Source organism: Paenibacillus sp. GM2 (assembly GCF_900069005.2).
GTDB lineage: Bacteria > Bacillota > Bacilli > Paenibacillales > Paenibacillaceae > Fontibacillus.
Map to the genome: position 1 here is coordinate 3,550,407 of NZ_LN831279.1, position 19,721 is coordinate 3,570,127.

Annotated in this window: 13 protein-coding genes; 2 read left to right on the forward strand and 11 right to left on the reverse strand. The window is 47.1% G+C overall.

What is annotated here, in order from left to right:
* Nucleotide 1: 1 nt before the first annotated feature.
* The 3 genes from rbsK to rihC all read right to left on the reverse strand — a co-directional run bounded on the left by rbsK (nt 2) and on the right by rihC (nt 3,301).
* Nucleotides 2-922 carry a ribokinase gene (rbsK, locus tag BN1360_RS25545; RefSeq protein WP_068782678.1) on the reverse strand — a complete coding sequence of 307 codons (921 nt, stop codon included), beginning with the start codon at nt 920-922 and terminating at the stop codon, nt 2-4.
* 68 nt (nt 923-990) lie between these two features.
* On the reverse strand, nt 991-2,349 hold the full coding sequence (dcuC, locus tag BN1360_RS25550) for a C4-dicarboxylate transporter DcuC (RefSeq protein WP_068782679.1): 1,359 nt from the start codon (nt 2,347-2,349) through the stop codon (nt 991-993).
* 28 nt (nt 2,350-2,377) lie between these two features.
* Nucleotides 2,378-3,301: a ribonucleoside hydrolase RihC gene (gene rihC / locus BN1360_RS25555; RefSeq protein ID WP_068782680.1), complete on the reverse strand. Its 924-nt coding sequence runs from the start codon at nt 3,299-3,301 to the stop codon at nt 2,378-2,380.
* A gap of 299 nt (nt 3,302-3,600) precedes the next feature.
* Between rihC and BN1360_RS25560 the strand changes: the two genes are divergently transcribed.
* Nucleotides 3,601-4,587, forward strand: coding sequence for a LacI family DNA-binding transcriptional regulator (locus BN1360_RS25560; protein WP_068782681.1), 987 nt, complete (start codon nt 3,601-3,603; stop codon nt 4,585-4,587).
* A 236-nt stretch (nt 4,588-4,823) separates the two neighbouring features.
* Here BN1360_RS25560 and BN1360_RS25565 read toward each other — a convergent pair whose 3' ends face one another.
* The 7 genes from BN1360_RS25565 to BN1360_RS25595 form a co-directional block, all read right to left on the reverse strand.
* Entirely contained in the window at nt 4,824-5,375 is a 552-nt protein-coding gene (locus BN1360_RS25565) for an RNA 2'-phosphotransferase (protein WP_068782682.1), read from the reverse strand.
* A 1,579-nt stretch (nt 5,376-6,954) separates the two neighbouring features.
* Complete coding sequence (locus BN1360_RS25570) at nt 6,955-9,558, reverse strand: family 16 glycosylhydrolase (RefSeq protein ID WP_068782683.1); 2,604 nt, start codon at nt 9,556-9,558, stop codon at nt 6,955-6,957.
* A complete protein-coding gene (locus tag BN1360_RS25575; RefSeq protein WP_068782684.1) occupies nt 9,545-11,122 on the reverse strand; it encodes a response regulator transcription factor in 1,578 nt (525 codons plus the stop codon). The genes BN1360_RS25570 and BN1360_RS25575 overlap by 14 nt, the downstream gene beginning before the upstream one ends.
* Before the next feature lie 2 nt (nt 11,123-11,124).
* Nucleotides 11,125-12,963 (reverse strand): sensor histidine kinase, encoded by a 1,839-nt coding sequence (locus BN1360_RS25580; protein ID WP_068782685.1) that lies wholly within the window; start codon nt 12,961-12,963, stop codon nt 11,125-11,127.
* 153 nt (nt 12,964-13,116) lie between these two features.
* Nucleotides 13,117-14,784, reverse strand: a complete 1,668-nt coding sequence (locus BN1360_RS25585; RefSeq protein ID WP_068782686.1) for an extracellular solute-binding protein — start codon at nt 14,782-14,784, stop codon at nt 13,117-13,119.
* 102 nt (nt 14,785-14,886) lie between these two features.
* A complete protein-coding gene (locus BN1360_RS25590) occupies nt 14,887-15,771 on the reverse strand; it encodes a carbohydrate ABC transporter permease (protein WP_068782687.1) in 885 nt (294 codons plus the stop codon).
* 18 nt (nt 15,772-15,789) lie between these two features.
* Complete coding sequence (locus tag BN1360_RS25595; RefSeq protein WP_068782688.1) at nt 15,790-16,710, reverse strand: ABC transporter permease; 921 nt, start codon at nt 16,708-16,710, stop codon at nt 15,790-15,792.
* Between the two features lie 147 nt (nt 16,711-16,857).
* Between BN1360_RS25595 and BN1360_RS25600 the strand changes: the two genes are divergently transcribed.
* Nucleotides 16,858-17,601, forward strand: coding sequence for a glycoside hydrolase family 16 protein (locus tag BN1360_RS25600; protein ID WP_068782689.1), 744 nt, complete (start codon nt 16,858-16,860; stop codon nt 17,599-17,601).
* 809 nt (nt 17,602-18,410) lie between these two features.
* On the opposite strand, the gene BN1360_RS25605 is transcribed toward BN1360_RS25600, so the two are convergent.
* Nucleotides 18,411-19,307: a DUF2268 domain-containing putative Zn-dependent protease gene (locus BN1360_RS25605; protein ID WP_068782691.1), complete on the reverse strand. Its 897-nt coding sequence runs from the start codon at nt 19,305-19,307 to the stop codon at nt 18,411-18,413.
* Between the last annotated feature and the right edge of the window lie 414 nt (nt 19,308-19,721).

The window sequence follows — 19,721 nt, forward strand, 5'->3', positions numbered from 1 at the left end:
TCTATCCATTCGTAAGTTCATGAGCATAAGGTATCGACTGGAATGCCCCTTTACGTTGAACTACGATCGATGAAAATTTACTTGCGAATTTAACGGCTTCTATAATGTTGTCCAATGATTTGAGATGATTCCCTTGTAATCTGGTGCAAAGCGCTCCGATAAAGCTATCGCCCGCCGCCGTTGTATCGATAGCTTGTACTTTTTCAGCCGGAACAGCGATAGAGCCCTCCGGATGGCAAATCAGACTGCCGCGTTCACCCAGCGTAACAATGACACAACCGACGCCTTGCTCCATTAACTTATGCGCGCCTTGTACAATCTCATCTTCACTGGTGGTATTGCATCCTGTCAGGATATGCATCTCGCTTTCGTTCGGGATAAGAATATCCGTAACGCTGAGCAATCCGGCCGGAATTTCTTTTGCAGGCGCAGGATTAAGCACAGTGATTTTCCCCGCATCTTTAGCTAATGCAAAAGCATGCTCTATGACAGGAATCGGAACTTCAAACTGGGCGACAATAACGTCGGATGACCCGATATTCTCTCTGGACAGGTCAACTTCCTGTGTTGTCAGCCCCATATTGGACCCGGCGCTGACCACAATCATATTGCTGCCGTTGTTGGCAAACAAAATCAGGGCTTCTCCTGTAGGCAAATGCGGATCGGTATAAACATGGTCTGTAAGAATGCCCTCCTGTTGCATTGTGGCCATAAGCTGCTTGCCATTCTCATCCTGCCCGATTTTACCGATAAATTGCACCGTCGCTCCTAGCCTTGCAGCCGATACGGCCTGATTGAAGCCCTTGCCCCCTGGCCCAACCATTTTGTCCGTTGCAAATATAGTCTCACCCTCAACAGGGAGGGACTCCAACAATAAGCTGGAATCCATATTGATGCTCCCAAGTATGCATATCTTCTTCATTTGTGCTTCGCTCCTATCCAAATCACAATATTCTCTCTGTTTATCTATTTCAGGAATTCAGGGCAGTTTTACGAGAACATCACATAAGACAATACTAACGTACTTATAATACCAACGATAATTGGCACCGAGGTCCGTTTCACAATCGCCATCGGACTCTTGCCAATAATACTGCAGACAACAATGATAACTGCAGCGACCGGTGACACCGAGCGAACCAGGTTAGCAATCAATTGCATAGGAATGGCCAACATAACTCCATTGATACCCACATTGTGTGCGATATCCGGCAGCAAACCGATCGAAGCGTAGAATACGGCAAGACCGCCGCCGCTGATCAGACCAATAAGCGCTGTGATCCCTGAGAAAGCGAACATCAGGATCATTCCTGCCCCATTGACGTCTTTTACCGAATTGGTCAGCATATCAATAATGCCCAGCGCCTTCAGACCATCAACCATCAAGCTTGCCGCAACAAGCAGCGCTACGACCATGGCAAGCCCGTTCCCCATACCTTTGAAGAACACCATCAGCTCATCGAACACTTGCTGGATTTTACGTTTGCGAATAATTTCAATAATAACTGTAACGATCAGAGAAATAAACGTGATCTCAACCAGACCAATGTTAATCGATTTAATAAATATACCAAATACTGTGATCAGAATCAGCGGAAGAATCGGCAGAATCCCATAGAACGCCGGAGGCAAATCCTCACGTAATGCAGTCAGCTTGGATTCATCGATATCATCGGTTTCCGGATTCTTCTTGTCCAAATATTTCTGCCAGAAGTAATGTGCAATCGTCATGAGTATCAACGTAGGAATCGAAATGGCAGCGTGATATTTCAATACATAATCCATCAGATTGATACCGAAGGTCTCAGCCGCAATGACATTATCCGCACCTAGAGGAGTCGGGATAATCGTCGCTGTTGTCGCAATTACAGCACCTGCTGTAAGCGCGGACATTCCGATACGTTTCAGAACCGGATACAATGTTGCCATCAGAAGTACGGCCAGACTTGATGCACTTGGAACGACGAGAGACAACAGGTTCCCTACGATAAAAATAACCGGAACTAACACATAAACTGATTTAATGCCGGATAATGGCTTCATCAAGGTGCGGACTGTAACTTCGTTCGCGCCAATCTGAGTCATATACGACGAAAAGCCAAACAGAACCATGATCGTCATCCCGATATTTCCCAGGTTGTTGACGAAACTTTGCGTAATCGATTTGATCGGATCCAGCCATATAGAGCCAGTCGTCGCTTCTTCAGGCAATACAGGGTGCCCCATAATAGCTGCTCCAAACAGAAGCAGGATACCCGCAATGAATAATGCAACCGTAGCATTGACCTTCTTATAAATCATCCAGCCCGCCAGCACGATTACAACTAAACCGAATATGAGTTCTACCAAAGTGATTCTCCTCTCTAAATGCTGCCTTTTATCGGGTATTAGCTAACTGCTCTACTGCCCACGCTCTGAAAGCGTCTACATCAATATCCAAGCACACCGTTGCATTTGGCTCTCTATGATATCGATTTTTCAGATCTACAATCGTAGTGCCTGCGGTATATGTGCCTGACGTCTCGACATCTACGAAGCAAACTTGAGTTTTGAATAATTCGGGATTAACAATATAGGCGATTGCGCATAAATCATGCATTTTCAGCCCAGTCTTCAAGCTGCCACCGCGATAATGCTGGAACATCGAATACATCATTCTGCCCGTTTCATTCAAATCGCGAATCGTCTCTACATTGTCCGGGGTCAAGGTGGCCTTGCTTGTGACATCCAGTCCTACCATCGTAATATCAAGCCCTGAAGCAAATACGATCTTGGCAGCTTCCGGATCGGCGAAGATGTTGTATTCTGCCGTTGGCGTATGATTGCCCGCAGATGCTGAACCGCCCATCAGCACAATCCGTTCAATCCGTGATTTGCATTCCGGATATAAGGTCAGGAATAAAGCGATGTTCGTCAAAGGGCCAATCGGAACAAGGGTTACTTTGTCTTCGCTATTCATGATCATCTCTCTGATTGCATTAACGGCATGCTCCGGATGAATCGCCTTCTTCGGTTCAGGAAATTCATATCCGCCCATCCCCGATTCTCCATGAATATGGCTGCTGTCCTCATAAGGAATACATAGTGGTTTATTGGCACCCTTGGCAACCGGAATGTCCTTATCAAAAAATTCAACCAGTTTGAGTGCATTATTCGTCGTTTTTTCAACAGAGACATTCCCGGCAATGGTTGACAGAAGCTTGACATCCAACTTCTTATGGAATAACGCTACTCCGATAGCAACGGCATCATCAATCCCTGGATCGGTATCAATGATAATAGGGATTTTCTTATCAGTCATACGGTTCAACATCCTCTCAATTGGTGTAATAGAGTATTTCCAGACTCTCAATTTCCGACGTATTTTTAAATGTGTAATCGGTTACTCATTTGAGTATCATAATATACGTATCTTAAAACGCTGTCAATACGTATATTCCTTGAAATTATTAGAATTGATGTGAATAATGTGGAACCGGTAACATGTTTCATAAAATATTGTGTAACCGGTATCCTAATTTTGGAGTTTGATGCAGTTGAATACCTGATATTTATTAAGTATAGTAGTATAGAAAGTAGTAACAAAAGGAGCTGAGAACAATCCCAACGATTCGAGATGTTTCAAAATTAGCAGGGGTTTCCGTGGCGACCGTTTCTCGCGTCCTTAATCAGAAGGGGTATGTTCATAAAGATACGGTCCAGAAAGTTCATGAAGCTATCGAAATGTTACAATACACACCCAATGATATTGCTCGTAGTTTATCCAAGAAATCCTCCAAAACGATCGCTCTCATCGTACCTGATATTACGAATCCGTTCTTTAATGAACTTGCGCTTGCCGTGGAGAAGGTAACGCAAATGTACGGATACACTACGATACTTTGCAATACCAATGATTCCCCAGCCGTGGAAAGACAATACATTCAAACATTAAAACAAAAATACATTGACGGATTTATTATGGCTACAAATACCTTGTCCTCGAATGAGATAGACCAGTTACAGGTTCCGTTGGTTGCCCTGGATCGCTCCAATTTCCAGACGGTACCCACTATTTCTTCGAAAAATCGCGAGGGTGCGCGTTTGGCCGTACAAGCCTTGCTGCAGCAAGGCTGTACCAAGATCATGCACATTCGGGGGCCAAAAGGATTATGGATTGCAGAGGAACGCTGCCAGGGGTATCTCGATCTGGTTGAAGATTTAGATTGGTTCACCCCTAAGCTTATTGTTAACGGAAATTTTCAGTTAAAAGAGGCTTCAGAAGCAGTAAATAAAATCTTTGAGACACACCCTGATATTGATGGCATCTTTGCCGGCAATGACTTAATGGCGATAGGCGCGCTTCGCGTGATGCAAAAACGCGGGATTCGTGTACCGGATCAGGTACAAATCATTGGATATGACGGCATTCCGCTTGGAGAAATGGTCTACCCGGAATTATCTACGGTAGCTCAGCCGATTTATGAAATGGGCATGCTGGCTGCCCGCATCCTGATCAAGAAGATTGAGCAGCAGCCGCTGGAAGAAATGAATCACCAGATGGATAATGAACTGATTCAACGCGGAACAACACGGCACACCTCTTGAGCATCAGGGATCATGAACGCAAAATGGGCCCCTGTGCAGCAGGAGCCCATTTGTTTGTTTGTATCCATGACAGTGCGTTTTTTACTTTGTAACCGAAAGACAGACCGGCGGCACTTGATCTGATTCAACACGGAACAACACGGCACGCCTCTTGAGCATCAGGGATCATGAACACAAATGGGCCCCTGTGCAGCAGGAGCCCATTTGTTTGTTTGTAATCCATGACAGTACGTTTTTTACTTTGTAACCGAAAGACAGACCGGCGGCACTTGATCTGACAACCAAACTTGATTGCCCGCGTCATAGAAAATGATCCCCTGCTGCTGTGCAGCTGACGTATCAACCTGAAGCATGACCAGTTCTCCCCTTCGGCTTCCTGCCAACGCTGCAAAATGGGTGCCTTCCGACAAATGAACATACTGCCGGCCCATCGGGCGTAGTCCTTCCTTCAAAATGAATGGCAATGCCTTCATGTTCGTACCGTGGTATAAAATAGCCGGAGGGTTTCCCGGGGCATATTGTATTTTATCATGACTATGCCCATACCTTGCCTTGATACGGTCGGCTTTAATTTCAAAACGCTGTTTGTCCGAATTGCGAACCACCTGCTCTATATCCTCCTGCTTCACCCACAACCACCTGGACTGGGCCTGAATGGCGGCCAGTAAGGTGCTTATCGAACACGTGCCATCCTCCGGATCCAGGACAACGCCAAAGTCCTCAGGCGTGTGCCGAAGGATCTTGCTCATCATTTTACTCAAGTCTTTTTCCCGGGTTTGACTTAACATCTTTATCACTTCACTTTTCTGTCCACTTATTTCTTTCTGCTCCACTTCACGCTAACGAAACTACATATCGCTATTGCCACGAAATAAGAAGGTTTTCACATCTAACGAAACGGTGTATCGCTATTTGGGGTAAATTCTCGCTTTAAGCCCCTATTTTAGCAAAATAGCGATACCACGTTTCGTTACAATTTTTAGCTGCCCTTTTGGGCTTGAATAACGATACCCTGTTTCGTTAGAATCTTGCTGCCACATATTCCCTGCCTGCTCCAATCATTTCTTTCTACTCCACTGCACGCTAACGAAACTACATATCGCTATTGCCGCAAAATAAGGGGGTTTTCACATCTAACGAAACGGTGTATCGCTATTTGGGGTAAATTCTCGCTTTAAGCCCCACTTTTAGCCAAATAGCGATACCACGTTTCGTTACAATTTTCAGCTGCCCTTTTGGGCTTGAATAACGATACCCTGTTTCGTTAGAATCTTGCTGCCACGTATTCGCTGCCTAATCCACTTATTTCTTTCTACTCCACTTCACGCTAACGAAACTACATATCGCTATTGCCGCAAAATAAGAGGGTTTTCACATCTAACGAAACGGTGTATCGCTATTTGGGGTAAATTCTCGCTTTAAGCCCCACTTTTAGCAAAATAGCGATACCACGTTTCGTTACAATTTTCAGCTGCCCTTTTGGGCTTGAATAACGATACCCTGTTTCGTTAGAATCTTGCTGCCACGTATTCCCTGCCTGCTCCAATCATTTCTTTCTACTCCACTTCACTCTAACGAAACTACATATCGCTATTGCCGCAAAATAAGAGGGTTTTCACATCTAACGAAACGGTGTATCGCTATTTGGGGTAAACTCTCGCTTTAAGCCCCACTTTTAGCAAAATAGCGATACCACGTTTCGTTACAATTTTTAGCTGCCCTTTTGGGCTTGAATAACGATACCCTGTTTCGTTAGAATCTTGCTGCCACGTATTCCCTGCCTAATCCACAACTCTGGTTTCCAATAATTTCATTATACAAATCAACTTGGCACATTAGAATCCCTGGCGAACAAGCTGTTTTCAACCTCTATGCAAAAAAGGGGCGTCCCCAAGGTCTTTCGGCTTGGAGACGCCCCTTCTGCAATTCAAAAACCGGTTTGGGCTAATGCGTACAAGCAGGGCTTAGTTCTGGTTTTAGTCTGGTTTTAGTCTGGTCTTGTTGGGTTTTGACTAGCTTGATTGGTTTAGCCAAACTTAGCCTGATCTAGCTATGATTCAGCTTGATTTAACGGGCTTAGCTAGTTCCAGTTATGGTTTGGCTTGGTTTAACCACCTTAGCGAAATCTAGCTATGATTTACCTTGGTTTAACCGGCTTAGCGAAGTCTAGCTATGACTTTCCTTGGTTCAGCCACCTTAGCGAAGTCTAGTTAGGTTTAACCCGTTCTGTTCTGGCTTTTTCTCACTTGATCTCGTTCAGGTTTATCTTGGTCTGGCTACGTTTTACCTAGTTGAGCCACGCTTAGCCATGGCCAGACTAGACTGGTTTAGCTTGATTTAACCTTGCTCCAGCCCCCATTCCTCAATTTACTCCAATGTTCCTTGAGTCACCCCATGAACATATGTCATCCATGGAGTATCCAGCGCCCCTTGTCCCGGATTATAGGTGAAGAAGTACTCAATCGTGTCCCCGTATTGCAAATTATTGATAGGATAGGTATAATTGCCGTCCCCCGTTGGCATCATGGCTACGTTTAACTGGCCCCCGTTATTCAGCTTGTAATGCAAATCGGCAAAGGTTGCCCCGTTCACATAAAACAGCAAGTTATCGCCTGTCTTCTTCAGTCCGCGCACTTCGTCACCAATGATAACAACCGCAGGCGCCTTCGGGAGAACCGTAATGGTGCAGACGGCTGTTTTATTGCCATCGACCGTTGCAGCGGTTACTGTAGCCGTCCCCGGAGCCAGCCCAGTCACCACGCCGTTCTGATTTACGGAGGCAACGCTGGCATTGGATACAGTCCATGAGACTTGCTTATTCGTTGCATTCGCTGGCGTCACATTGGCATGTAACTGTACCTGCTGGTCTACTTCCACCTGGGCATCGGTCTGATTCAAAGCGATGCCGCTCACCGGAATGTTCCCGGGATTCTCGCCGCCGCCTGGCTTATAGACGCGCACATAATCCACCTGCATTGTTGCCGGGATGTCGCCAGGACTCGGAGCCAGCCCGCCGTCAAAATGACCGCCAACCGCCAGATTCATAATAATGTAAAAAGGCTGATCAAATGGCGCGTTCGGATTGTTAGGCGCAGCTACCGAATACCATTGATCTCTGGTAACTTTAAAAAAGAATTTGCCGTCCACATACCATTTGAAGTTATCCTCTTCCCAGATCAAGGTATATACGTGAAAATCATTGGCGAAGGTTTGCCCGTCAGGGAAGTGATATTCGCCGGCAATATATTTATTCACCGGCCATTGGCCGCCAAAATGCACCGCACCGCTGGTCGTTCCAGGCAACCGTCCCTTCGCTTCCATCACATCGATTTCCCCGGAAGCAGCCCATGCACCATAGGCTTCATCTTCCGGAAGCATCCACAAGGCCGGCCAGATTCCATTGCCTGTAGGCAATTTGGCACTAAAGTCAACTCTGCCATACTGCAGCGAGAGATGGCCTTTGGTATTAATCTTGCCTGAAGAGTACTGCGCATAACGATTCGGGTCTTGCGGGAAAGACTTCGGATCGTTCAAGGCTCTGATATTCAGCTTTCCATCCTGTACGAATACATTTTGCTCACTATTCGTATAGTGCTCCAGCTCCGCATTTCCCCAACCCCAGCTATTAGGATCATCACCAATATAATAGCCTAGTTCATAATTCCACTTGCTGGCATCCAACTGAGTTCCATTGAATTCATCCTGCCAAATGAGCGTCATGCCCGCAATCGACGGATCGTTTGAAGTACCGATGGCGATATCCTCATGATCGGTTACGTCAGGACGCGGAGCATTCGGATTGCCGATGAAAGTATAGTAGACATAGTTGCTGCCGATACTTCCGCCCAATTGCCCATTTAGCGGATAACCGATACGCAGCTGTATATCCTCCTGTACCGGCTGGAACCACAGCCCATAGATATAATCGGCCCAATATCCCCACTGATTGGCATCCGACATGTTATTGTAGCCGTTACCCGCATATACAAATCCGCTCTGAGCCGAGTTCGACATATCTAACCATTGTCCGTTGACATTGATCTGATATACAAAGTTTCCGAGCTCGGTGCCAATCGGCGCTCCCCCGTCGATTTTAGGCAGCGGTATGCCGATAACCCCTTTTTCATCCGCTGTGTATGTCGTTCCATCATAAGGGGTAATCGTATAGGAATTCCTCACAGGTTCATTAAAATGGATCGTATACACCAGGTTGGCCGAGGAGGTCTTGGACGCTAATTTCACCTGAATAGACTCCGTAACGGTAAACCAATAGCCGCCGCCACCCTCGGTGAATTGTCCAAAGTTGCTGTCGTAAATCCAGCCGCTGGCTGCATTATTATCAATATCAACCCAGGTGCTGCTGTTTAGAGGCTTCACATACACCTTCAAATCATCGGCCACGGCTTCATAGATTATGGCTGAGTCATTATTGAAAATAGGATAAGTAAAGCCCGCACCGCCCGTAAATCCAGCTGTAATGTCTGGTCCTTGTGTCGGTGACATGGCAGTGATCGTTGTTTTGTTGATATTTTGAAATACGAGTGTATAGTCCAGTGTAACCCCGTTAGCCTTGGAGTACAGCTGAATCTCCGTGGTTGCCGAGAGAGTGAACCAATAGCCGTACAAGCCGCCATCGCTCCAATGCCCCCAATTCTGGTTGTAAATAAAGCCGCCGGCACTGTCAATGTCGACCCAATTGCTGCCCACTTTCACGTTTACACCAATGTCAGCGGACACCTCATTCCAGGTTGCAGAGCCTCCATTAAATATTGGCATAACAAACCCATAGCTGGCTTGCCCGACTCCCGATTTTGAGATCACAGGTCCGTCTGCTGGCGAGAAATAAGACATAGAGCTAACTGTCGTCCCCGCTCCATCTGCCTGGACTTTTGGGGCCGGCAATAATCCCATACTCACGATCAGAATTGCTGCCAGAACCAAGGAAAACACCTTTTCCCTATACCGTTTCATATTCATCCTCCTCTAAAAATGATTGCTCAGGCTTGCGCCGTATCAGTTGGCGATATTCCGTGGGCTGCATGTTCATCACATCGCGAAATGCCCGCGTAAAGCTCTTGTAGCTCTCGTACCCCACCATAGCAGCGATCTCGACAACTTTATGTTCGGTCTTGGCCAACAGCTTCCGGGCCTTTCCCATACGCACATCGCGCAGGTATTCCGCAAAGCCTTTGCCGATATTCTTCTTGAACAGGTTTGAAAAATACGCATAATTCAGCGACACATGGTTGGATACCATGGCTAAATCCAGAGGTTTATAGTAATTTTCATGGATAAAACGGATCGCTTCGTTTAAGTCCTGCGAATTGCGATAATGGCACTTGAATTCATAATAAAATTGATTCAGCCTAAGCAACTGCTGCTGCAGCGCCTGTATATAGTCGCGAATGCCCGGATAATCGAAAAGATTCTGCAAGCATTTTATATCTAACGCTTCTTCTCCCATGTAGGGCCGGATCACTCGCTCATATTCCCTCAGCATCTGAATCATCACGCGGCCCAGGTCCTGGGTATAACGAATGTGATAACGCTGCAGCACATCCTTATGGAACAGCTTGGATATCCCTTCGGTGATTTTTACATTGTTTCTGGTGCCTATGAGCTGGAACAGCGCGTAAATCTCCTCATAGGGAAGCTGCCACTGCTGCGCCAGTCCCTCCGTATGAGCCGGCAAAATACAGTCCTGCTCGGGGAACAGGTAACTGTTGCGGTAAAGCTCCATCACTTGAACATAGCTGGCCGGCAGCTCTTTTAATCCTTGCTGCGGACTCGTCATCACTGAAATAGCGCGAATCTGCTCGGCTTTGAGAGCAGCTGGCAAAGCATCCGTATCCACAGATGCGTCTACAGCAAGGATCAGCTGTGGACTATGCTGCAGACAGATGCAGCCCTGCTTGCCATATACACGGTAGGCTATTGATTCCATGCTGTGGGAACTGCTTGCTCCCGGTTGGTTAATCCACAGCTTCTCACGCAGCAGGCACAAGCGATAGTTCTTCCACAGCTGCGGGTTTTGCTGCTGAGTCTGAAGAATCCATGCCTCTTCGTTAGCCGCGCCTTGCATATACATGCTCAGCTCTTTCCGATCTGTCTCCTTAGCCAGGCGAGACAAATGCTTCATATTGCGTGACAGCGCCTGCCTGGCTCTTACCTCCTGCATGACATGCTCGATCGAGGCTTGCAGATCCTCCCGCTTCACAGGCTTGAGCAGGTAGGCCTTCGCTCCGAGGGCAATGGCTCTTTGGGCATAGGCGAAATCACTATAACCGCTGATAATCAGATAATCCACCTTAATACGCTCCTCTTTGGTGCGGGCCATTAACTCAAGCCCATCCATATCCGGCATCCGGATATCGGTAATCACCAGCTGGATGTTTTGTTGACGCAGCAATTGCAGGGCTTCCACCCCATTGGCAGCGCAGTAAATAGAACCTAGCTCCAGGGGAAACTGCTGCAGCATGGCCTGCAATCCATCGCGAATATGCTTCTGATCATCGGCAATCAAAATGTTAATCATCCCTACCATCCCCCCAGATTCCCATTTTCCCATGGCAGCCTTATCGTTACGCGAGTATAGGCGCCCTGCACACTGTCTATCCAAAGTCCATAGCCTTTGCCATAGTTCAACTGCAAGCGTTTATGCACGTTCCCCAAGCCCAATCCGTTCTTGCCGGCAACGATTGGCGTATCCGATTCCCCCAGCAATACAGCTTGCAAGCCGGCCAATGTCTGAGGATCGACGCCCACGCCGTCATCGGCGATTTCGATCAGCAACAGGTTGTCATTCTCCACCCGGACGGTGATCTGGATATGCACACCGCCGCCTTTGGGCGCCGCATGATGAACGGCGTTTTCAACGATGGGCTGCATGCACATTTTCGGAATCGCGTAGAGAAGCACTTCCTGGGGGAGTATCTCCGTTAATACGAAGCCTTCTCCCTCCATAAAGTTAATGAATTTGATATAACTCTGGATGTTGGCAAGCTCTTCTCCAAGGGATACGGTGTCTCCGTTCCATTTCATGCTGTAGCGGAGCAATGAACCTAGCGATACCAGCGCCTCGGCAATCACCGGCTGCTGCTGGACCTCCGCCTGCATCCGAATCGCTTCCAGCGCGTTATAGAGAAAATGCGAATTGATTTGCGAATGGAGCGAATGCAGCTGTGCGTTTTTGGCGATCAATTGTTTATCAACGACCTGGGTCATCAAATGTTTTATCTCATCCAGCATTTTATTGTAGGTAATGGCGACCTCATCGATCTCGTCACCGGTTTCGTCTTCTTCCAGCCCTGTATCAATTTTCTCATCCAGCTGCCCTTTTCGAACTTTACGCATAGAAGAGAGCACGCTGTCCAATCGGCGAAAAAGGCGCCGTGTGGTATGTGATACCAGGAGCATCAATAGCAACAGCACGCAGAGGGTAATGACAACTACAAGCGTATACCAACTGCGCGGGCCCTTCATCAGTGCCTGATGTGAAGCAATATCTACCACATAGGCATCCAGCGGAACAAGATAGCGGTATACAGCGTAATAGGTTTGACCTCCTACCTGAACCTTCAGTGGGCTATTCTGCTCTAGCGTATCCAGCTGCCGATGGATGCTGGCCAGAATTTGCTCCAGCTCTTCTCCAGCTGCTTGCGAGAATGAATGCTGAGGATTATAGATATAACGGGAAGCATCGCCTCCTTCCATCACGACAGAGAAGAAATCCCCCCCTGTCTCTTCCAGAAGATCGCTGAAAAACAGATTATGCGGCGTGCGAATTTCCATAATGCTGGGGCGCTTCTGCTGCTGGCCCTGAAGACGTACGAGCCGATAGTAAGAGAGCGTGTGCTCCCCAGCCTGAAACGCAAATATGCGGTAAGCTGCTCCACCCTCATCCCGGAGTGTCTGCCAATAATCTTGCGGCGTGAACTTGTCATAATGGTAGATTTCCGGCCAGATTTCATACAGGTCAGGATTATCAACGTAGAAGCTGAGTTCGCTAATCATCTCATTGCTCTGGATAATGTTATGCATCTGCTCAAATTGATTTTGCCTGAATTTTACCAGCCGCAGACCATCGCTGCGCATATTGGAATGAATAAAATCTACAAAGGATTTTTGCGTCAACGCCGTAGAGGAAGCGTTTTCAATTATGTCCATTTTACTGCGCAGCTTCTCATCAATCCGTGAGATATGGCTGCTTCCATTAGACATTGCATCTTTATATAGCTGGGCTTCCTGAATACGTATAAATAAAAAGGATACTGCAATGGCAGGTATAGCTATCAGCATGCTAAAGGTTAAGAACAACTTTTGAGATATGCGAGAGTTACGGTATATTTTTCTGACTTTTGTTAATATCTCCATCATTTTAGGCGCCCCCCACTTCCCTGTAATATACCATATATTACATCCCGCCCGTAAAGTCATCTGACTTCATTTTTAAATGTAGAGACGGTAGGAGTGGGGGTGCCAGCCACCATTATGAGTAGCCGGCATCCATTCCAACATAACGAGACCGGATTACTCCGCCATTTTAGCCTTTCGTGCATCCAGCTCGGTCTGACGGTATTCCATCACCTGGTCATAACCGTAGCTTGTGCGGCGGGCCAGGAAGCTTTCGAAGATCTTATCAAAGGCAGCTTCATCCTTGGCGGTAATCAGTTCTGGCATGACCTCTTCCCAATTTTGAGAGATACGCGCCCAGTTTACCGCTACATCGGAATCGCCAAGAGGATCCAATCCTTTGTAAATGCCGCCATCAATATCAGCCTGGGCATTGGCGAAATCGGCCATTTGCTTGATGACTGAGGCTTTCTCCGGTCTCCACTGATCGACGATTACAGGGTTGCGCATCATCCAGTAGGTATCCATAATGCCGTATTCCTTCTCCAGCTTCTCGATATCGGAATCCAGCAATTGGGCCATATCCGCCTTTAGCTGCGGCTTGCCGTCAACCATTTCCCATGTCTCGCCTTCCTGGCCGAGGAATAAATCTTTTTGCCCTTCCTCGCTAGCCAAGTAAGTCAGGAAGCGAATGGCACGCTCCGGATTCTCGCAGGATTTGCTAATCATCGTCACCATCCAGCCATCCATATTCCCCGGGAATAGCTTGGCGCTGTCACCTTTGCTGTTCTTCGGCCCATCAACGGCAATATAGTAAGAGTCCGGATTGCTGCTTGCCGCCAGCATCGGGTTCACCGCCGTCATTCCGGTCCACTCGCGAACCATCATGAAATAACGGGCATTATTCGTCTTTTCCTCGACCTGGGTATCGGAATCTACCAGGAAATCTACATTAATCAGTCCACGCTCATAGGCGGTACGGAATGTCTTTAGCCAAGTCAGGTAATCCGGGTCAGTGATGCGGTCGTAGACTTTGCCGTCTTTTTCATGCGGGACAGCCAACAAATTTTGCAAATACTCTGTCATCCCGTAAGGCACATTCCCTTGGGCAAAGAAGGGGCTGATCGGCTGGCCTTTGTATTCGGAATACTGATCCTTGAGCAGTTGCAGGGCATTCAGGAAGCCTTCCGGTGTTGATAAGTCCGGACTGCCCATATCCTCATACAGGTCTTTTCGAACCAGGAAGGTCTGGTTAGCCGCAGTCATCCCGGTTTCATGCATCAGATTCGGGCTGTATGAATCATTAGGAATGCCATAGGTGTTGCCGTTTTCTTGCTTATACCACTTCAGCGTACCGTCCCCGGCTACTTTGAAGAAGTAGGGGTCATACTGGTCTGCCAGCTCGTTCAAGGCATACACATGATCGCCTTCCCACAGCTTTTTGACAGCGGTTTCCCAAGAGCCCATAGTAATCAGGTCCGGAAGCTTGCCGGAGGTCATCATCAGGGTAATATGCTCATTAGCTTCACCGGAGGGAACTTCAATGTTCACTTTTACGCCTGTTTTTTCAGTAATGTACTTGGAATTCAGGCTCTCCCCCCAGGAACGGCCATACCAGGAAGCGCCTACAAACCACGACAACTCTACTGGGCTCGTATCCAATTTCCAGCCGGGCTCATCCGGATTCAGCTTGACTTCATTTTGCGTGTTCTCCGGCTTATTGTCTGCAGGCGGGGAATTCGGCTTATTGGAGCTATTCTTGCTTCCCGTACATGCAGCCAGGCTCAGCATCAGAACTACAGCCATGATTAAGGCCATGCTTCGCTTCATGTGCTTGTGTCTCATTACATGATCATCCTTTCTTGCTAACGATAATGGTTGTATATAAATCATCTGTCCTAGCAAATCTTTGGTTGCTCCGGTTGCGGTTATTGGGACAAATGACGCTTACCCTTTAATAGCGCCGATCATCACGCCTTTGACCAGATAGCGCTGGATAAAGGGATAGAACGCAAGAATCGGTAGAGTCGCCACCATCATGGAAGCAAACTTGATAGAGTTGCCGGGCAGCTTCGCTCCGAATTGTGCCATGGCTTGCTGCTGCATGAACGACATGGAGTTTTCGGCGATAATTTTGTATAGCATCGTCTGCAGCGGTAATTTGTCCTGCGAACGGATGTACAGAACCCCCTGATAGTAGTCGTTCCAATGGTATACGGCTGCAAAAAGCGAGATGGTCGCAATGACGGCCATGCTGTTGGGCAACACAATTCTGAACAGTACCCCATAATCGGAAGCTCCGTCTACCTTTGCGGACTCTTCCAAACTGTCAGGGATTGTACGATAGAAGCTAATGAAAATAACCATATCAAAAAAGGTATACATCGCCGGTATGATGAAAACCAGGAAGTTATCATAGAGCCCCAGCTTGGTCATGAGTATAAATGTAGGAATCAAGCCGCCGGAGAACAACATCGTAATCAAAGCGATTTTCATATATATCTTACGACCGATCAGATTGGATTTACTCATGCCGTAGGCCACAATAGCGGTAAACAAGACGTGGACTACGGTTCCAATTACGGTACGCAAGGTGGTGACCAGAAATCCGTTCATCAAGTGCTCATCATTAAATACGACGCGGTAGCTGTCCAATGAGATCGCTTTCGGGAACCAGTTCACGGTGCCAAGCAAAGCCTGTTCCGGCGCATTAAGCGCGTTGATGAATACGAAATACATCGGATACAGTGTAATAAAGCAAACTGCCAGCATCAATAGGGTATTACAGACACCAAACAGGCTGATGCCGCGAAGTTTTCTGCGTTTTCCCATGGCTCCATCCCCCCTTTCCTAAAAAATGCCTTCGCCATTCAGCTTTTTCGATGTGAAATTAGCCAGGAACAGCAGCCCTAATGCCACAATAGAGCGGGCAAACAAGACGGCCGTTGAGAAGGAGTAGCGTCCGGAGACGAGCCCCATGTTATAGATGTAGAGATCTATACTTTCCGCCATTTTCATGTTCATGTTGTTCTTCAGCATGAAGATCTGTTCAAAGTTGCTGCCCAGCAGCCCGCTGACGGCGAGAATGAACAAAATGGCAATGGTAGGACGGATGCATTGAATGGTAATGTACCACATTCGCTGCCAGCGATTCGCCCCATCCAGTTCCGCCGCTTCATATAGCCCAGGATCTATGCCGGATATGGCAGCGATGTAGATAATGGCGCTCCATCCGGTCTCTTTAAGCGTATCGGAGAAAAAGGCGATCCACCAAAAGTATTTAGGGTCGCTGTTAAACAGAATTTCACGCTGCTGGATTCCCAAAGCCATCATCAACTGGTTGATCACGCCGCCCTCCCCCAGCCAATTGAGCATGATGCCGCCGAATATCGTCCAGGCAATAAAATGCGGCAAATAGGAGATGGTCTGCACCGTGCGTTTAAAACGAATGCTGCGGATCTCGTTAAGTAGTAAGGCAAATAAAATCGGGATGGGAAAGCCCAGCACCAGGCGAATTGAACTCATCCCCAGCGTATTGCGGATCGATCGCCAGAAACGGTCGTCCATTACAAAGTCCTGAAAATGCTTCATCCCTACGAAGGGCGATTCCAACATAGGTTTGGCAATGTTGTAGTCCATAAACGCAATAATTAGCCAAAACATAGGGATGTAGCAAAAGATAAACATCCAGACAATCCCCGGAATAACCATGCTCTGCAGCTGCCATTGTCTCATAAAGGTCTTGATTCGTTCTGTTTTCTGTTGGAACATAGCGCCTTGCCCCCTTCCACTCCATCGTATGAAAATACACATAGGAAAAAAAGGCCATCATTTTTGGCCGTATCCCATTTTTTTAGATTCGTTTGACCCTTGGTCTGGATGAAGTATGCTGTAGAAAATGGAAGGAGCGTGCATGTAATGAATAAACTAATCTGGCAGCAGGATTTTGTACATCATCCTACCGATTTGAAGGAATGGAATATTCGCCTGGGCAACGACTTGCTGGATGACCTGGGCCATGTTCTGGCACCAGGCTGGGGGAACGGGGAACAGCAGTTTTACACGGGGAATCATCCTAATCTGTATATAGATCAGTCCGGCTTAAACTTATGCGCGCACCATGAGGAGACCCTTGCAAACGGACAGCGCTTTGCCTATACTTCGGCTCGTATAGACACAAAGGATCATTTCTCCTTCTGTTACGGCAAGCTCGTTGTTCGCGCCAAGCTTCCCGTTGGCCATGGACTATGGCCTGCCGTTTGGCTGCTCCCGCAGCAACAGGCTTACGGCCCTTGGCCCGCTTCTGGCGAGATCGATATGCTGGAAGCCAAAGGCCGCCTGCCCCAGCACATATTCGGTACCCTTCACTACGGGAAGGATTGGGATCATAAAGTTACCGATGAGTTCTCCTACCAGCTTGAGAAGGGAACTATCAACGAATTCCACGATTACGCGATGGAATGGAACGCCGACTCGATCCGCTGGCTGATCGATGGGCACTGCTACGCTGAACGAGAACTGCGGCCCGGGATTACTCCCTTCGATGAGCAGTTCTATCTGGTGCTTAACCTAGCGGTGGGCGGCTGGTATGACAATGTCCCAGTCGACGAAGCAGCGCTGCCGGCGGTAATGACCGTCACCAACATCTGGGTGTATCAATAAGCCTCGTTCATTTCGGCTGACAAGTATGACGAGTTCTAGCCCCAAATCGCAATTTGGAGTTTCGTTAGAGCGTCCCCCAAGGGTGTACGAAGGTGTGCGAATTTGATCCAGCGGCCCGCCTTTTTTTCGCACTCGCTTATGAATGCAGGGCGCACGGTTCAAATCTAACGAAACTGGATATCGTTATTTGGACAAAAAACGGGGCAAAAAAATTTTAACGAAACTATGTATCGCTATTTGAGCTAAAAACAGGCTTTAGGCCACTATTTTCGCTAAATAACGATACCCTGTTTCGTTAGAATTTTTAGGTGCCCTTTTTGGCCTGAATAGCGATACCACGTTTCGTTAGAGTTTTCAGGGGCTCATATTGGTTATTGAATACAGTGCGTTCTTCAACACAAAGTTTACACAGTTCGGATTGGCGCTTAATCCAGACCATAACCTGATCCAACCTCTGCTCACTTGCACTTTGAAACCACGATGGTAATCCCATTGCTATTTATTGGCCTCTTCTGTATTAACTGTTGCTTAGTTACATTCATTATCAATCTGATACACGAGTCGTAACAGATAATGTTTTTCAATAAGATGTTATTTATTGCTATATAAAATCTTAGCAAAGGTCTAGAAATCAAATTGATTTCTTTAGCTGGTTGAAGCAAGTATGCGAATATTCAAGAGAAAGTCTCAGAAATAAAAAGGGACACTGACTGGAATAAGCCGTGCCCCTTGGTTCTATGATTTGTCCAAAAGAGTTACCATTTTTCCTTTTACCGAAGCTCGCTGATATGATACACTCCATTATTTGTTCAATCAAATAGCCCACAATGCTCAATGATCTCATCCGCTTGCAGCAGCGTAGCCTCTGCTATTCCCACATGATTAAGGTTCATAAAGGACTGCACCGCTTTGTAACCTATCGCATAGCCCGCATATGGGGATAATCCGACAGGGGAATATCCCTGTTCTTTTGCATAGATATCGCCAAACATGTAACTGCTGACCTCGGCAAAACCCTTGATATTCAACGCGTTTTTCAGCACCTGGATGGAATACAGCACATCCTCTTCATTCAGCGAAGTTACCCAAGGTCCTATTAAATCCTGTCCGTACAATTCCCGAGCAAACGACTCCGCCAAACCCTCGATAATTAAATACTCTCCCACTGTCACGTTCCCCTGATCCCAGTCAAAATAGGAAAACCGGATGTTATGATGAAACTCATGCGCAATCACGGCGGGAATTCTGGGGATATTATACTCGTTAGGGTGAATGGCAACCTGGATAAATCCAGGAATTCCTCCAAATCCGGAGTATCCGTTGACCAATTCCAGTTTGTAGGGATCAGCGATGTATAGGCCAAGCTTCAGCTCGTCAGCATGGATTTTCAGTCCAAATTGGAGCGTAAAGTCTATGCACGTTTGCAACGCTTCCTTTGCAGTAGATAAGGCGCTGATCTCTTTTAATTTTTGTAAAACTTGAGTCCCCGTCTCCGTTTCGCTTAAGTCCAGGTGCCCAAGCATTTTCGCTGCCATGACGACGTCGTAACCGCCTGGCTCTTTAGCGCAAAGCGGCACATTGATAAACCTCCACATCGCCTCGAACGGTTTCATCATCGTATAACGGAAAAAGTCCTCTCTTTTACAGGGTTCCAAGCCATACAACTTCTCATATTGTTCTAAAGTGTCTTCAACAGTAATTTTCATGAATGATCCCTTCTTTGATTTATGGAGGGGCGGATTCATAGGCTACCATTTTGGAGCGGTCGGCCCCTCAAAAATAGCATAAAGGATCACGTTACGTGAGAGTCAAGACATTAAAAATTAAGCTAATGGAGAGGAAAAAGGGATGAGTAATCAAGGGTTCAATCTGTCGCATAGTGAGTGGCAAGATGGAGTTGTATCAGCGTTTTGCTGGGTTAGAATAAATCCCGGCGATAAAAGTAGTGGGAAATAAACCGATGGATGAACGGGCACAAAAGCAAAAATCGCCCTTGATTTTTGGTTGTAGAAAATGCGAATGCGCATCAATTGGCCGCTCAGCCTAAAGCTACACCCGTGAGTTTCTCTAGCGAAACTACAAATCGTTATTTCCACAAAAACAGCGGCAAAAAAAATCTA

Excerpts from the sequence above, each read along its gene's own strand:
- BN1360_RS25605 (WP_068782691.1), bottom strand. The coding sequence starts at position 19,307 with ATGAAAATTACTGTTGAAGACACTTTAGAACAATATGAGAAGTTGTAT.
- BN1360_RS25585 (WP_068782686.1), bottom strand. The coding sequence starts at position 14,784 with ATGAGACACAAGCACATGAAGCGAAGCATGGCCTTAATCATGGCTGTA.
- BN1360_RS25600 (WP_068782689.1), top strand. The coding sequence starts at position 16,858 with ATGAATAAACTAATCTGGCAGCAGGATTTTGTACATCATCCTACCGAT.
- rbsK (WP_068782678.1), bottom strand. The coding sequence starts at position 922 with ATGAAGAAGATATGCATACTTGGGAGCATCAATATGGATTCCAGCTTA.
- BN1360_RS25575 (WP_068782684.1), bottom strand. The coding sequence starts at position 11,122 with ATGATTAACATTTTGATTGCCGATGATCAGAAGCATATTCGCGATGGA.
- BN1360_RS25580 (WP_068782685.1), bottom strand. The coding sequence starts at position 12,963 with ATGATGGAGATATTAACAAAAGTCAGAAAAATATACCGTAACTCTCGC.
- rihC (WP_068782680.1), bottom strand. The coding sequence starts at position 3,301 with ATGACTGATAAGAAAATCCCTATTATCATTGATACCGATCCAGGGATT.
- BN1360_RS25570 (WP_068782683.1), bottom strand. The coding sequence starts at position 9,558 with ATGAAACGGTATAGGGAAAAGGTGTTTTCCTTGGTTCTGGCAGCAATT.
- BN1360_RS25590 (WP_068782687.1), bottom strand. The coding sequence starts at position 15,771 with ATGGGAAAACGCAGAAAACTTCGCGGCATCAGCCTGTTTGGTGTCTGT.
- BN1360_RS25565 (WP_068782682.1), bottom strand. The coding sequence starts at position 5,375 with ATGTTAAGTCAAACCCGGGAAAAAGACTTGAGTAAAATGATGAGCAAG.
- BN1360_RS25595 (WP_068782688.1), bottom strand. The coding sequence starts at position 16,710 with ATGTTCCAACAGAAAACAGAACGAATCAAGACCTTTATGAGACAATGG.